The sequence below is a fragment of the Fibrobacter sp. genome (assembly GCF_017551775.1).
Lineage (GTDB): Bacteria > Fibrobacterota > Fibrobacteria > Fibrobacterales > Fibrobacteraceae > Fibrobacter.
Window position 1 is genome coordinate 1 of the sequence record NZ_JAFZKX010000095.1, and the last position, 14,223, is coordinate 14,223.

General features: G+C 55.2%; 12 protein-coding genes and 1 pseudogene. 4 read left to right on the plus strand and 9 right to left on the minus strand.

Annotated elements, in window-relative coordinates:
- A pseudogene (carB, locus tag IK012_RS11440) lies at window positions 1-475 on the plus strand (carbamoyl phosphate synthase large subunit); the annotation flags it as partial.
- 315 nt (window positions 476-790) lie between these two features.
- The gene (locus tag IK012_RS11445; RefSeq protein ID WP_290954618.1) at window positions 791-1,591 is read left to right on the plus strand and encodes a hypothetical protein; all 801 of its coding nucleotides are present in this window, start codon (window positions 791-793) and stop codon (window positions 1,589-1,591) included.
- Window positions 1,592-1,633: 42 nt separating this feature from the next.
- Here IK012_RS11445 and IK012_RS11450 read toward each other — a convergent pair whose 3' ends face one another.
- Genes IK012_RS11450 through IK012_RS11470 form a run of 5 tightly spaced genes read right to left on the minus strand, consistent with a single transcriptional unit; the run spans window position 1,634 to window position 5,871 of the window.
- On the minus strand, window positions 1,634-2,164 hold the full coding sequence (locus IK012_RS11450; protein WP_290954621.1) for a GNAT family N-acetyltransferase: 531 nt from the start codon (window positions 2,162-2,164) through the stop codon (window positions 1,634-1,636).
- 18 nt (window positions 2,165-2,182) lie between these two features.
- Window positions 2,183-3,067 carry an NAD(+)/NADH kinase gene (locus IK012_RS11455; protein ID WP_290954624.1) on the minus strand — a complete coding sequence of 295 codons (885 nt, stop codon included), beginning with the start codon at window positions 3,065-3,067 and terminating at the stop codon, window positions 2,183-2,185.
- Window positions 3,068-3,084: 17 nt separating this feature from the next.
- The gene (locus IK012_RS11460) at window positions 3,085-4,452 is read right to left on the minus strand and encodes a 3-phosphoshikimate 1-carboxyvinyltransferase (RefSeq protein ID WP_173384721.1); all 1,368 of its coding nucleotides are present in this window, start codon (window positions 4,450-4,452) and stop codon (window positions 3,085-3,087) included.
- Window positions 4,453-5,607, minus strand: coding sequence for a prephenate dehydrogenase/arogenate dehydrogenase family protein (locus IK012_RS11465; protein WP_290954628.1), 1,155 nt, complete (start codon window positions 5,605-5,607; stop codon window positions 4,453-4,455).
- Complete coding sequence (locus tag IK012_RS11470; protein ID WP_173378543.1) at window positions 5,608-5,871, minus strand: chorismate mutase; 264 nt, start codon at window positions 5,869-5,871, stop codon at window positions 5,608-5,610. It abuts the gene before it with no gap.
- A 221-nt stretch (window positions 5,872-6,092) separates the two neighbouring features.
- Between IK012_RS11470 and IK012_RS11475 the strand changes: the two genes are divergently transcribed.
- On the plus strand, window positions 6,093-7,130 hold the full coding sequence (locus tag IK012_RS11475) for a family 16 glycosylhydrolase (RefSeq protein WP_367273791.1): 1,038 nt from the start codon (window positions 6,093-6,095) through the stop codon (window positions 7,128-7,130).
- A gap of 66 nt (window positions 7,131-7,196) precedes the next feature.
- Window positions 7,197-8,570 (plus strand): GntR family transcriptional regulator, encoded by a 1,374-nt coding sequence (locus tag IK012_RS11480; RefSeq protein ID WP_290954631.1) that lies wholly within the window; start codon window positions 7,197-7,199, stop codon window positions 8,568-8,570.
- A gap of 58 nt (window positions 8,571-8,628) precedes the next feature.
- On the opposite strand, the gene IK012_RS11485 is transcribed toward IK012_RS11480, so the two are convergent.
- Genes IK012_RS11485 through IK012_RS11500 form a run of 4 tightly spaced genes read right to left on the minus strand, consistent with a single transcriptional unit; the run spans window position 8,629 to window position 14,214 of the window.
- Window positions 8,629-9,825: a mechanosensitive ion channel domain-containing protein gene (locus tag IK012_RS11485; protein ID WP_290954634.1), complete on the minus strand. Its 1,197-nt coding sequence runs from the start codon at window positions 9,823-9,825 to the stop codon at window positions 8,629-8,631.
- Window positions 9,826-9,846: 21 nt separating this feature from the next.
- Window positions 9,847-10,542, minus strand: coding sequence for a hypothetical protein (locus tag IK012_RS11490; protein WP_173383318.1), 696 nt, complete (start codon window positions 10,540-10,542; stop codon window positions 9,847-9,849).
- A gap of 22 nt (window positions 10,543-10,564) precedes the next feature.
- On the minus strand, window positions 10,565-11,644 hold the full coding sequence (locus IK012_RS11495) for a glycosyltransferase (RefSeq protein WP_290954643.1): 1,080 nt from the start codon (window positions 11,642-11,644) through the stop codon (window positions 10,565-10,567).
- Window positions 11,641-14,214, minus strand: coding sequence for an NPCBM/NEW2 domain-containing protein (locus tag IK012_RS11500; RefSeq protein WP_290954654.1), 2,574 nt, complete (start codon window positions 14,212-14,214; stop codon window positions 11,641-11,643). Before IK012_RS11500 ends, IK012_RS11495 begins: the two co-directional genes overlap by 4 nt.
- Between the last annotated feature and the right edge of the window lie 9 nt (window positions 14,215-14,223).

The window sequence follows — 14,223 nt, forward strand, 5'->3', positions numbered from 1 at the left end:
TCGCGACCGCGGCCTCGCCTACCTCAAGAGCCAGCTGGCTTCCGGCAACAAGGTCCCGAGCGAAGGCAACATCTTCGTCTCCCTCAAGGACGAAGACAAACAGAAGGCAGTGCCGCTCATCAAGCGCCTCGTGGACATGGGCTACCAGATTTACGCCACCCGCGGAACCTCGACCCTCCTCTATAACGAAGGCATCAAGACCCGCGCCGTGTTCCGCATCTCCCGTGGCCGCCCGAACCTCCTGGACCTTATCCACGACAAGGAAGTCCAGTGGATCGTGAACACCACCGAAACCGGCGCAGAAGCCATGGTGGACGAAATACAGATGCGCTCGAAAGCAGTCGTGTCCGGCATTCCTATCACCACGACCATCGCCGCCCTCACCTCTACCGTAGAAGGCCTCATGGACAAGCACGACTTCGGCCGCTTCGAAGTGTGCAGCCTCCAAGAGTATCATAGGCATGTGAAGAAATAAAGCGAAGGGCCATCCTGACGCCGAAGGCGAAAGGATCTCACCGCATCTCTTTGCAAAATGGACCTCGGCATTATCGCTGAGGTCCTTCGTTTTTTTACTCAAAATTTTAGCAGAATTCATTAGTTTATATAACTTTTTAAAGGTCAAAAAAGTATATTAAACTGAGTGACAACTAAAAAAAATCACATTCAGCAAGGATTACAGATTCTAAAAAAAGCAGCAATCTGTTGCATAGCTATTGTTATAGCTTGCTTTGCAGCACTATACAATCCCTGAAATAGAAAAACTTTTTTTGAACTGTCGGGATAAATTCAAATGATAAAAAAAATTTTATACGCTCTAGCAATACTTTTGCTTGTCGGTTGTGGTGAAGAAAAAAAATTTATGACACCATCAAGTGATGTGGCCATAATAGACATCACCTCAAAAGAGTTTTTCCTCAATGGAGAAAAAGTTGGGGATACATTCAACGAAATTGAAGATGAAAAACGAGGTCAAATGATAGCTTCGTTGGAAAGAAAAATAAAAGAGCTTAGTCCTAGCCCGAAAACCGCGCACATCCACATTGCTTCAAAAAATTCTTTCAAAGTTCTCTTTAAAACTCTTGGTACTGTTAATTGGTCGGGACTCGATTCCGTAAAAATTGCGTTAGAAGATGATTTTTCTTCAATCATTCACGCAAAACTTAATGAAGAAATCAATCCTTGTAATGGACCTCGAGTCATCAACATCCATGATTTATTGATGAATAAAGGGCTTTCTGCAGACGAGAAGAACAATCAAAAGATTCAGGAACGAAACCGCGATCTCGAATGTGCTGAAAATTTTATGGAGCTAGCTTTCTTTTTAAACAAGACTAAAGATTCATTTTTCATTAGCTCTAGCATCAACGAAACAGGTTTGATTGGCAAGAAGACAACAACATCTTTTAAAAACGAAACAGAAATTTGGGCATATTTTAAAGAAATTCGCACCAGGGAAAGCCTTGCAAATAAAAAAGACCGAAACATCGTAAATTTCGCTTGCTCAAAGGACCTTTCAACAGAAGAATTCGCTCCTTATCTAAGGGGATTAGCGAATTTAGGCTATCAAGTCAAATTCTCCCAAATGGATTGAAAACATCTGCCCGTATTACCACGAACTATTAAAGCGACGCAATCACTTTTCTTTTGGCATCGCGTCCCAATAAGAGCGTAGTTCGTTTATGATCTGGTCGTAATCACGTTGCGTGAATGAGCCTTCGCCAATCATCATAATGGTATAGTCAATGCCCTTGAAGGATTTCCCGACACCCGTATCGCGGAAGCCGTTGCGCAGGTAGAAAGCGTGGCGGCGCTTGCGCTGCACGGAATTGTCGCAAACCTGCTCCGGCGATTCCATGTCGAGAATGTTGGATTGACCCCTGTACTTTTCAAGCAACTGCGAAAGAATGCTTTGCCCGATACCGTTCCCGCGCAAGGATTCGGGCACGGCGAAATACCAGAACCAGTTGAACTGCGGCCGCGAATAGACAATCGTCAGTCCGACAAGGTTTCCGTCTTCGCTGTAAGCGCTAAAATCCAGCGACATCGTTTTCATAAGCCGCATCAAATCGGCCCAGGGAATCTGTTCCTCTTTCGGGAAAGCGGATTCGTAAAGGTTTCGGACCTGTGCGTTCTCTTCGGCAGGATTTAGCTGTACAATTTGCATAACGGCCTAATCTTTCCGCTATGCAAGGCGCGGTTTTCCGGTCCAGCCGAGCTTTTCGCGCAGCGCACCCACGAAACCGGTATGGCGCATGCGGATAAACGTGGTCACGGACTTGCTTTCGCTGAGTGTGACCTGGTAACCCGACTTCATTTCGACCGTAATTCGGCCATCAAAAACAAGGTCAAGCGGCCTGTCGACAGCGGATGCAATCTGCAACTTCTTGTCGGTAAGCGAAAGCACAAGCGGGCGCACGGAAAGACTGCTCGGGGCCACAGGCGTGAGCACGACAGCGGGCGTACTCGGGTGGATAATGGGGCCACCCGCCGCAAGATTGTATGCGGTGGATCCCGTCGGGGTCGAAATCAACAGGGAATCGGCCCAGTATTCCGTCAGGTCCGTTCCATTGTAGGCGACATTCACGTTCACCATGCGGTCGGGAGCATGGGCGCGGATATGCACCTCGTTCAACACGGTCTGCTTCGCGACGCACTTCTTGCCGCAATAAACGGAAGCGTCAATCATCATGCGGTCGCGCGTAGAGAAATCACCGGCAATCAAATCGTCAAGCGTTTTCGAGAGGCCTTCCACCCTGCTTTCGGCAAGGAACCCCACGCGGCCCGCATTCACGCCCAAAATGGGAATGCTGTGCCCGAGCGCAATGTGCGCGGCAGAAAGCACGGTACCATCTCCACCGATGGCAAGCAGCAGGTCCATGTTGCGCAGGCCCGGTTCCTTCACCACGCGGATAGGCTTCTGCACCAGCCCGGAGAGGCTATCAAGCGCGAAGAACTTCACCTGCGGATGAGCGACCGCCCAGAGCGCAATCTGGTTCAACGCACAAGCGAGATCCGCGCTCTTGTCCTTAAAACCGACAATCCCGATTTTCTTGAAAGTGCCTTTCATATTCAGCCTCGAATGGATTAGCCTTCATTTTCGGTCTTTTCGGCGACCAGCACCTGTTTGAGCCGCTCGGCAACGCCCGGAAATACACGTTCCACGCAATCCAAGCCACCTACCGGCTCGTCGTTCTGGAGGGAAAGCGAAAGGACGCTCAGGGCAAGCCCCGTCTCGGCAGAGTCTCCCCCGTCGAATTCGCTCCCGTTCACGATGGTTTCCATCCCGCGAATGACAAGCCCGTCGTCGTAGACGCCGACTTCCACGCCCGTCTTGCGCAAGTTTTCGGCCAAGAACTCGTTCTTGACGCGCATCTCCTTGCGGTATTCCTTGGGCACGCGGAGGATGGTTTCGCCTTCGGCATAGCACGCGGCTACGGCGAGCAGCGGGAATTCGTCAAGCGCAGTCGCGATGGTGTCTTCGCTAAAGCGGCGACCCTGGAGGCGCTTGCCCGCAGCAAGCGGATAGATTTCCACATCGCCGTAGACATCGCCGAACTTTTCGCGGCGGGTAACGGTCTCGATGTTTGCGCCCATGCGCTTGAGGCACGTGAGGGCACCGGCGCGCGTGCTGTTCAAATCGACGTTCAGCAGGCGCACCACATTTTCCTTGGGCATGTTCCCGACAGTCGCGAGCAGGGCGAAAGCCGTCGCCTCGGTCGTATCGCCGGGCACGTAGTATTCGCGGCCGGTAATCACGCGAGCCTCCGAAAGTTCGGTAAACTGCGTGCGTTCAATCTTCTTGCCCTGCGCAATCATGAGGCGGCGTTCGAACTCGCTCAGTTGTTCCATGCCGCGGCCTTCGTAGCGAACCGGGACACCGAAATACATGAGCATCTTGGTCCACTGGTCATGAACCGTAGAGCGTTCCTCGAAACTCAGGTATTCCCCGCGCACGAGGGCACGCAGCAAGAGGCGGTTTCGCATCACGAAGGGCACATTCCCGAGGGAATCCTTCTTCAATGCGGGCTCTTCCACGGCGAACCGGAAAACGAACCTCGCGGGGGAATCCTCATCGACATTCAGCTTGAAATACTTGAGCAGGCATTCCTTGACGGATGCAACCTTCGCGATTCCCGCCTCGTCGGATTCCTCGGCGAGGGTGAAAACATGTTCGGGATCCTTGCTCGAAAGCGTCCAGAGGAGCACGTTCTCGGCTTCGGAAAAACCGCAGGGCAGCATCGACGGGAGCGAATACTGGAAGCCCTTGCCGTCGAGAACCAGCTGGTGGCCGTGCTGTTCGTAAACAAGCCCGAATTCCGCGAGCGCGCGGGCGAATTCCTCGGTACCGCTCGCCCATGCGAAATCTTCGAGCACGGTGCGACCGTTGACCAAAAGGCCCATCACCAGGGTGAGCGCCATGCGTTCGCGATCTGGATTAAGCGTAAATTCCATCTAGCGTTCCTTCACTTCGTAGCCTAGGTAGCGCAAAATTTTCACAGCGCGGGCAGCCTCGTCGGGCGTCTTGAAAGCAAGCAGGAGGGTGCCCGCGACATTCTCGCGAACCTTCATGAGTTCGATATCGCGAATGTTCAAGCCTTCTTCGGCAAGCGGCTGCATCACGCTGAGCAGCGCTCCCGGCTTGTCCTTGAGCTGCACCGTAATTTCGGAGAAGGCGGCGCCGGCATTGCGGCCCGGAGCGAACAAACTCGCACGGCCTTCGTTGCCCGCCTTGAAAATCGTCTCGAGCCCGGCGGAACGGTCATCCGTCGCAGGCTTTCCATCCACCACGACATCGAGGGCGTTCATGGCCTCGATCGTCTTCTCGAGCCCGTCTCGGACTTCGCCGAGCGCACGTACGGTCTCGTCGCGGTTCGTGACCGCGATGTCATGCCACATTCCCCACCCACTCGCGGCGATGCGCGTCATGTCGCGGAAGGCGCGGCCCGCATAGTGCTGGTAGTTGTGCTTGAGCAGGCGTTCGGGAAGGTTGCCCGCAAGCGTAGAACTGAGCATCTGGGGCATGTGCGAAACCCATGCCATCGTGCGGTCATGGTGTTCCGGCGGAAAAACGACGGGAGTCGCCCCGAGGAACTTCACCAGTTCCAGGAGTTCGGCGTATGCGGATTCCTCGGTACCCTCCGGAGGGCACACGAACCAGTAGGCGTTCTCGAAAATCGCGGGGTCGTTGTGTTCGCAGGTCCGCTTCTCGGAACCGGCCATCGGGTGGCTCCCGACAAAGCGGAACGGAGCAGGCAGCTTCACGCCCGCCTTGCAGATTTCGACCTTCGTAGAGCCGATATCACTCACGAGGCACGGCGCACTGGACCCGGCATCGTTCTGCTCGGTCCACTTCACATGCGCAAGCGCATCGATGGTCTTCAAGATATGCAGAATCGGGCTGCACAGCAAAATGAGGTCGCAGTCCCTGGACCACTGTTCGACATCGCCGTATTCGAAAAATTCATCGGCAAGTTCCAGCTCGCGGGCGCGCGCAAGCGTCACGGGAGAACTCACGGCCCGGATTACAGTCGGGCGCTTTGCCTGCTTGAGTGCAGAGGCGATGGAACCCGCAAGCAGCCCGAAACCTACCAGCGCTATACGTTTCATCTATTCCTCCACCTTGCGGGTCTCTTCCATGATAACCTTGAAAATGCGGCGCACCGATTCACCGGAAAGCGGGCCACCGGCCTTTTCCGCCTTTTCGGCAACTTCGGCCAGCACGGCCTCTTCACGAGCCGTATCCAGCACAGGCAGGCCCTTCTGTTTCTTGATTTTTCCAATTTCAGTCGCATAGACGGCGCGCTTGTTCAAGAGCGCGATTACCGAATCTGTCAATTCGTCTATGCGTATGCGCCAGTCTTCTATTTCCATACGAAAAAAGATAGTAATTTGGCAAGCCCGTTTTACGCCCATCCACCGCCTCTCCCGCCCGCTTTTTCGCCCCTTTCAATACACTTGATACAGTTGGTTTATAATTTATTTTCATCGCATTGCGACCCCCACTTTACGGACCTATATTAAGGACACACGTGTTTAGGAGGTTGTTTTTTATGAAAATCAACAAAATTCTTTCGGCAGGAACCCTTGCGGTAATGACCATGGCAGCAACAACTATTGCAAAAGACTTCAGCGGTGCAGAACTCTACACCAATGAAGAATTTTCTTACGGTAAATTCGAAGCCCGTATGAAGATGGCGGCCGCTTCGGGCACTGTCAGTTCCATGTTCCTCTACCAGAACGGCTCCGAACAGGCCAGCGCACAGCGTTGGGTCGAAGTCGATATCGAAGTCCTGGGCAAGAGCCCCAACAGTTTCCAGTCCAACATCATCACGGGCAAAGCCGGCGCACAGATCACCAGTGAAAAGCACCACGCCGTCAGTCCGGCAGCAGACCAGGGGTTCCACACCTACGGTCTCGAATGGACGCCCGATTACGTCCGCTGGACCCTCGACGGAAAAGAAGTCCGCAAGACCAACAAGGGCGAAAACAAGAACCAGGTCGAAAACCTGATCGGTACGCAGGGCCTCCGCTTCAACATTTGGTCTTCTGAAACTGCTGAATGGGTCGGCCAGTTTGACGAATCCAAACTCCCGCTCTTCCAGTTCATCAACTGGGTCAAGGTTTACAAATACACTCCGGGCAGGGGCGAAAACGGCAGCGACTTCACGCTCGACTGGACGGACGATTTCAATTCGTTCAACAGCTCTCGCTGGAGCAAGGGCAACTGGACCTTCGACGGCAACCGCGTTGACCTGACCCCGAACAATATTTACACCAAGGATGGCATGCTGATTCTCGCCCTCACCCGCAAGGGCCAGGAAAGCTTCAACGGCCAGGTCCCGGTTGATAACGAACCGTCCCCAATTTCTTCGAGCAGCAACGTCACTCCGCCGTCTTCGAGCAGCGTTACCCCGCCGCCCAGCTCCAGCAGCGAAGTGATGCCGCCGCTCTCCTCCAGCAGCATCGTGATGCCCCCCTACTCCAGCAGCGTCGTGGACGCCATCCCCCAGATGCGCGCAAAGCAGCTGCAGGACAAGGAAACCCACACCGTCAACGCCAAGGGCGCCCGCGTCAACAACACCCGCGCAAGCGATCCCCGCAACCGTTACCGCGTGAACTTCAAATTTTAACTAAACACCCCCCAAACAACAAAGTCTACGTGGCGAATGTCGCGTAGACTTTGTTATTTTATAGCCATGCGCAAAGAACTCGCACTCATCCTGGAAAAACTCCCGCACAAAGACGGGGACAGGCTACCCAGCGTACGCGAAATCATGAAGGTGTACGGCTTGTCGTCAAGCACGGTACAGGCGGCTCTCCGCACGCTCGAGCGCGAATCGAAAATCTGCCGCATCCAGGGGAAAGGCTGCTTCTGGACATCGCAGGGCATCACCACGATATACGCGGGCAATTCCGTCCCCGCAATCCGCGAATCCGCCATGGAAAAAGTGGAGAGGCTCTTCCGCGAGGACTGGGAACGCGGCGTGTTCAAGACAGATGACAACCTCCCCCTCATGAAGGAACTGTCCATCCGCTACAACATCTCGCAGGCCGTAATCCGCAAGTTCCTGAACCTGGAGGAATCCCGCGGGATCCTCGAGAGGGTCGGGCGTCATTACCGCTTCACCCGCAAGGACGAGAGAAAAACGGGTGCCTCCTTGAGCGAAATCATTTTTGTCACCCGCTGCAACAGCTGGGGCGGCTTCACCGCCGAAAGCGAGCGCGAGATGGATTTTTTGCGCATGGTCTACAAGAAGGCGGGTGCCGAACACTACAAGCTCATTTTGCTCGGCCTGAACGAAAAGACCGGAACGCTTATCGACCGGAGCGGCAAGCCGCGCAAGCTCACTGACTTCCGCAACGCCGTCGGCGCAGTTCTTTCTACCCTGCTCGTGATGGAACCAAAAAAACTCCTGCAGCTATTCGCCGAGGTCACCTACCCGGTCGCCGTGTGGTGGGAACATCCCGTGCAGTCGCTGCCCGAACGCTACATCCGCAAGGACAACTGGACGTTCTTCAATTCCACATTCGGTCCCGGCCCCGGAAAGGAGATGGGCAAGTACCTGCTTTCGCGCGGGGTACACGATGTCGCCTTCTTTTCGCCATACCATGACAGTTCCTGGTCCATAGAGCGCCTCGCCGGCCTGCGGGAAATGGGCCTGAGCGTCATGGACTGCACCGACGATGAATTCGCAAGCCCGTGGGACTACAAGCAAATCGCCCGCAGCAAGGTGGAAAAGCATTCGGTGGAAGCCTACGCCCGCGAACTCCTGAAGCGCAAAATGGTCAGCATCCTGGAAAACCGGGATTACGGGCAAATCCCCATCGTGTGCGTGAACGACGACGTCGCATCCGCCCTGCTCGAACTCCAGGAAGAAGGCCGCATCGGCCCGCTGGGACAGCTCTACGCCTTCGACAATTCTGCGGAAAGCTACCTGCTGAGGCTACCCTCGTACGATTTCAACACGCAGGCGCTCGTCGACCGCATGTTCTACAGCCTGGTAAACAGCGACGCGTTCCACATGCAGCACCGCATCCAGCAGGTGCTCGGCCAGGTCGTGGAAAAATAAGGCCGCAACGCCCTCCTTGAGCAAATGCGGCACAAAAACAAACCGAAAATTTCCGGAACTACGCCCTAAAGCCGTTACCGTATTGGTAAAGTTCCAGCCCGAATTCCGGCAATGCGGCAATCAGGTGATCAAAAATATCGGACTGGATGCCTTCATAGTCCTCCCACACGGTCGTATTCGTGAACGCGTATATCTCGAGCGGAAGGCCCTGCGGAGTCGGCTCCAGCTGGCGGGTCATGAGCGTCATGTCCTGCGCGACATACTTATTCGAACGGAGGTAGGCGGTACAGTAGGCGCGGAACGTGCCTATATTCGTGAGATGGCGGGTATTGAGCATATCCGGGTCTTCGGTGCCCGAAGCAACGCCCAGCAAGCCGGCCTTAGATTCCTCGCCCACAATTTCGTGCGCCTTCGCGTTCAGGTATGGAGCGAGAATTTCAATCTTTGAAAGATTGGCGATTTCTTCGGGAGTGAGGAAGCGGATGCACTTCTGGTCGATAAACATCGCCCTCTTGATGCGCCGCACTCCGGAATCCTGCATGCCGCGCCAGTTGCGGAACGAGTTCGTGATGAGGTCGTATGCGGGGATGACCGATATGGTATTGTCCCAGTTGCGCACCTTCACCGAAGTAAGCGTGATGTCCATGACCGTGCCGTCGGCATGGTGACGCTCGATTTCGATCCAGTCGCCCTTGCGCAGCAAATCGGAAATGTTTATCTGCACGCCCGAAACCACGCCAAGAATCGAGTCCTTGAAAATGAGCATCAGGACAGTCGCCATGGCGCCCAATGCCGAGAATATGATGACAGGGCTCTTGTCGGTCACCTGGCTCACGATAAATATCGCGGCAAGGCAGAACAGCGCGACCTTCACCGCCTGAAAAATACCGTGCAGCGGGCGCTTCATGGTGCGTTCGTTTATGCCGTTCAGGTGCTCGACCACATCGAGCATGGAGCAAGCAATCGCAAACGAGAGCAGCGTGTACCAGATGTTGGACACGCGGGAACACAATTCAAAAAGCCAGCCGGACTGGTTCAGAATCCGCGGCGTGGTCGTAGAAAACGCGGTCGCCGGCAGAATCTGCAAAAGGCGCGACGCGACATGCCTCTCCACAAGGAGCATGTTGAACGTGTTCGGTGTCTTTTTCGCCCAGCGCTTGAGCAGCGGGACGAACGCCGCATAGATTGCAAGGAAAAGGAATGCAATCGCCGAAAGCAAAAAAGCGAGATTGACGTATTCGTTTTCTATTGGCATAGAACAAAGTATAATAAAAGACTACTTCTTCAACAGACGCATGATTCCCTGGCGGTTGAATTCCGGAGAATCCTTCGGGAACGGGCTCTTCTGTTCGGCACGCAGCGTGAAGGTGCCGCATTCTCCCCCGTCGACCTCGGTACCGGACTTCGAGGAGATACCATCCACGAATATGGAATCCGCGACAACGGAAAGGATGTTCCGGAGCTCTTCGGGATTGCCGTTCGTACGCGAAATGCACAAATCCGGCGAATTGAAGACTTCCAGCCCGAGCGTGTAGAGCAGATTGTCGCTTTCCACGAAGTTGATCCAGGGGTCCATCGGGAATTCGCCATCGTCGAGTTCCTCGCGGAAGGCGTCGGCAGTCCAGGCCGTGCCCGACTGCTGCATGTACACGCCCGTCGCACCCGCGGCAAGCACCTTCAGGATGGCGGAATTAACCATCTTGAGGTCATCCGCGCTCTTGAGCGTACCGAGCAAAAAGAGCAAGGACTTGTGAGAATCGATGGCGGCAGCCTCTTCCGCGCTCAGTTCCCGATGCTCGGCAAAAATACCCGAAAGGCCCGAGGCCGGGGCGTTGCGAACGACATCGAAACTCACGCTGCAACCGGGAACGAGAAGCGTCTTCGTGTCGGCACCGACGGACACCGTCTCCGTCAACTGGAAAGCATCCGCGGGAGCAACGGGAATCGGGAAAGCAAGGACAAAACGGTTCATTATCAACCTCAAATAAAATGTTTTACAGCAGCTCCCGAACCGCGGCCTGGAGCAGGTCTTCGCGCGGGGGCGCGGGCAGGGCAACTTTAGCCTGGAACGCCTTTTCGAGAGCGCCGGCAGTGAAACTATGCGCGGGAATATAGGCGGCATAACCCGCAGAAGAAAGTTCCCTGGCGAGGACTGTCTGTTCGAACTGGCCGGGAGTCGGGACAAAAATGCAGCGCGCGCCGAGGAAGGCCAAGTCCATCACGGTGCTGTAGCCTCCCCTGCTTATCACCCAGTCGGCGTTCCTTACGGCGCGGGCGAATTCTTCCGTCGGCAGGTGGTTGTGGAACTCGACATTCCCTTCCTTCCACGAGCGCGTGCCCTTCTGCGGTTTCCCGAGCACCATCACGTGCTCGCCCGGAACCTGCGCGAGAATCTGCCGGAGGGCGGTCTCGAACTGCGTTCGTGCGGGTTCCACGCCCGAAACTATGGCGAGAACGTTACGGCCCGATGTAGACCCGTCCCCGGAGCCAAGCGTCTCGAGGCCCGCGAACCGGGAAAGGAGCCCCACGTACCGGAGCGGCACCGGGCAGCCTTCCACATGCGAAAGCGCTCCCGCATATCCGGGGAAACCTTCCACATCGGGAACCCACACCTCGTCAAACTTCTTCATCAGGGAATTGTGCCAGCGGATGCCGATGCCTTCCAGCGTCGACAACGCGGGCGGGAAAGCGATGCGCCGCTGGTGCGTCATGTACACGCTATGCGCCCTGGTGGAATAAAAACCGAAACGGTTATCCGAAAAAACGATATCGTACCCATGGCGCTCGACCATCTCTTCGGCATAGCGGTGCTCGTACCGGATGACGGCGTTCAAATGCGAACTCTTCTTGAGAAGCCAGAGCCCCATGTTGAACCCGTGCTTCGGGTAGACGATATTGTAGCTCGGCGCAATGCGCTGGCGCACCTCCGGGAACACCTCACGGAAAAAGGCCGCATTCGCGGGCACAACCGCAATTTCGACCTCAGCTCCGTTACGGAGAAATTCCCTTATGACGGGCACGCAACGCGTCGCATGCCCTAGCCCCCAATCCAAAGGGGCTACAAATACTTTCACCGGGCCTCCAGCCAGGAGTGTGCCCAGTCGCCGTGGTCGCAGTCCTTGTTGTCGCCCATCTCGACCTTCAAGTTAAGATGGCGCACGCCGGTAATCTCGACATCCAACTTCTGTTTTTCCATCGAGTAGAGCTTCTTGGAGCGGGCAAGTTCGCGCCCGTCGCCCAGCACGACAAAGTAGGCTCCGTCACCGCAGGCGCTTTCGTCGTCAAGCCCGACAACCGCATGGAACATGTCGAACCCGCGCGGGAGCGTGTATTCGAGACTGGAATTCGCATGGGAGCCGATACCGTAACGGAACGGTTCACCGTCCAGAGTGAGCCTGTGGTGTTCCACAGATTGGTTCACCTGCGGGTCACCCCAATCCTGAGCGTAGCGCTCCATCTTGAGGGCCGAAAGGAGGACCGCCCTGTCGGATTCCAGGAAGAAATCCCTGTAAATGACAGTCGTATCGGCATCGGGCATGGAGCAGGTGAACAAGGCACGATTCATGCCGTTCCTGATTTTCAGGGAATCCAGGCGCAAAGTATCCGCCTCCAAAGTCAGCAAGATGCCGCCCTGCTTTTCGTCGTTGAGCGAATAATCGCATGCGATGGACTCGGGGAAGCGCTTGTTCAATACGATCATCCCGTCCATCTGTTCGCTGACGGTGAAGTTCTGCGCGTAATGCGACACGCCCTTCTTGGAAATAATCTTGTAGATTACCAGCGGGTAGCCGAACTTCTTCGCATCCACGAGCACGCGTTCGTGCTTGTAGCTGTCGAGAATCTTGTCGATCTGGTCGGTCGTCTTGAAACCCACCACGCGGCTTTCGCGGTTGACCTTGCCGTAACCGTCCTGACCGCGCACCAGATAGATGTTCCCGCCGGATTTCTGCATCCATTCGGCAAACACATCGGTGCTCCAGCCTTCGAACGTGCGTTCGCTGAAGGCGCTGTGGCCCTGAGCAAGCATCTGCCACGGCCTAGAGTAGATGAACACGGAATTCGCAGGGTAACTCGCCAGTTCGTTGTTCAGGAATTCCTCTTCGCCCAACAGCTTGTTCTTGTAGTAGAGCATGTTGTTGCGGTAGCTCGGGGCATGGTACAGCATGAGGCCGAGCGTGAGGACGCATGCGAGCCCCATAACAATCGACGCGGCGGCATCCTTCCTCATCTTGGTCGAGAATTCAAGCGCATCGTAAAGGCCTAGCGCCATCAGGAGCGCGAACATCGGGAGCGCCACCAGCACGTAACGCTGGTTGATGTCGATGGTGAACGTGCCCGACACGTTGAACATGATGACGAAAATCTGCAAGCAGAAGAAAATACCCAAGATGAACCCGCGCACATAACGGCCAAAGACAATCATGCGCACGAGGAGCCACACCGTCGCCACAAGCAAAATGATGGTGAACGTCGTGTAGAACGGGTTCGTCATGATACCACCGAAAGACGGGTCGGTATCGAAGTTCAGCATCGTCACGATATTGGTCTTCAGGTTGAACCAAAGGTTATCAAACGAATGAGCCGCATGCTCGCCACCCTGGAAGTCGTAACCGCGGTAGGCCGCCATGTTGTTGACGCTCGGCCAGCTCACCGCAATCACCGCGGCAATGAAGGCCGGCAGGCGGTAGGGCTTCTCGAGGAAATAGCGGTAATAGTAGAGCGCAAACGGGATGAAGGCGAAAACCGTCTCCTGGCGGGTCTGCGCGAAGAAACCGAGCAGCGGGACCGTCAGCAAGAAGTGCTTCCAGGTGACCTTGTTGGTCGGGACAAACGCATACCAAGCCATCAGCATGGTGAGCAGGCAGATGTAGAGGACTTCCGTCGAAGCGGAACGCGCCTGCAACAGGTATATGGGCATACCGCCCAAGAAGGCCGTCGCCGCTAGAGCCAGCTTACTACTCCTGAACCACTTGGATAGCGCCAAGAAGAACGCTATAAGGCTCAAGATGTAGAACGGATAGTTCACCAGGAGGGCGGTATCGCGGTTCGGTTCCATGAAGTTGAACACGAGCGAATATACGAACCCGAGCGCCTTGCCCTTGAAATTGTTCACTTCGGTCTTGCAGTCGAGAACGCCGTCGGTCCACACGCCCTCATTGCAGATGCCGCCCGTGTGCTGGAAGTACATCTGCAAGCCCATCGATTCCCAGCTCGTCTCGTCGCTCAGCACGCGGTGCGTATTGCTGATGTTGCCGAACATGAACACCGAGAAGAAAATCAGCAGCAGGGCGAGCCCGCAGAAGCTCTTGCCACTCGGGAGGAATCCCTTCAGGTGCTTCGCCACGAAGGGGATGTTGACGATAATGCCCGCAATCAGCAAGACGAACGTCGAAAGGATGGAGTAGTAACCCCAATCGATATCCCAGCGGCGCGCGTACGAAACGGTAAGGTTGTTGAAAATCAGGAACGCGACAAGCAACACCGCGACCGAGACCGCAGCCATCACCGCATGGGGTTTTCCCAGCATGAGCGAAGAAACCCAGTCTCGAAGCGACTGCGCCAGAGACTTTTTCTCCACCCCGGTTTCCTTCTTTACAGACAAATCCTTTTTTGCAACAGATTTCTTATTTTCTCTTCTACTCATATTCAAGAC

Excerpts from the sequence above, each read along its gene's own strand:
- IK012_RS11490 (WP_173383318.1), bottom strand. The coding sequence starts at position 10,542 with ATGAACCGTTTTGTCCTTGCTTTCCCGATTCCCGTTGCTCCCGCGGAT.
- IK012_RS11480 (WP_290954631.1), top strand. The coding sequence starts at position 7,197 with ATGCGCAAAGAACTCGCACTCATCCTGGAAAAACTCCCGCACAAAGAC.
- IK012_RS11470 (WP_173378543.1), bottom strand. The coding sequence starts at position 5,871 with ATGGAAATAGAAGACTGGCGCATACGCATAGACGAATTGACAGATTCG.
- IK012_RS11445 (WP_290954618.1), top strand. The coding sequence starts at position 791 with ATGATAAAAAAAATTTTATACGCTCTAGCAATACTTTTGCTTGTCGGT.
- IK012_RS11450 (WP_290954621.1), bottom strand. The coding sequence starts at position 2,164 with ATGCAAATTGTACAGCTAAATCCTGCCGAAGAGAACGCACAGGTCCGA.
- IK012_RS11465 (WP_290954628.1), bottom strand. The coding sequence starts at position 5,607 with ATGAAACGTATAGCGCTGGTAGGTTTCGGGCTGCTTGCGGGTTCCATC.
- IK012_RS11500 (WP_290954654.1), bottom strand. The coding sequence starts at position 14,214 with ATGAGTAGAAGAGAAAATAAGAAATCTGTTGCAAAAAAGGATTTGTCT.
- IK012_RS11455 (WP_290954624.1), bottom strand. The coding sequence starts at position 3,067 with ATGAAAGGCACTTTCAAGAAAATCGGGATTGTCGGTTTTAAGGACAAG.
- IK012_RS11475 (WP_367273791.1), top strand. The coding sequence starts at position 6,093 with ATGACCATGGCAGCAACAACTATTGCAAAAGACTTCAGCGGTGCAGAA.
- IK012_RS11460 (WP_173384721.1), bottom strand. The coding sequence starts at position 4,452 with ATGGAATTTACGCTTAATCCAGATCGCGAACGCATGGCGCTCACCCTG.
- IK012_RS11485 (WP_290954634.1), bottom strand. The coding sequence starts at position 9,825 with ATGCCAATAGAAAACGAATACGTCAATCTCGCTTTTTTGCTTTCGGCG.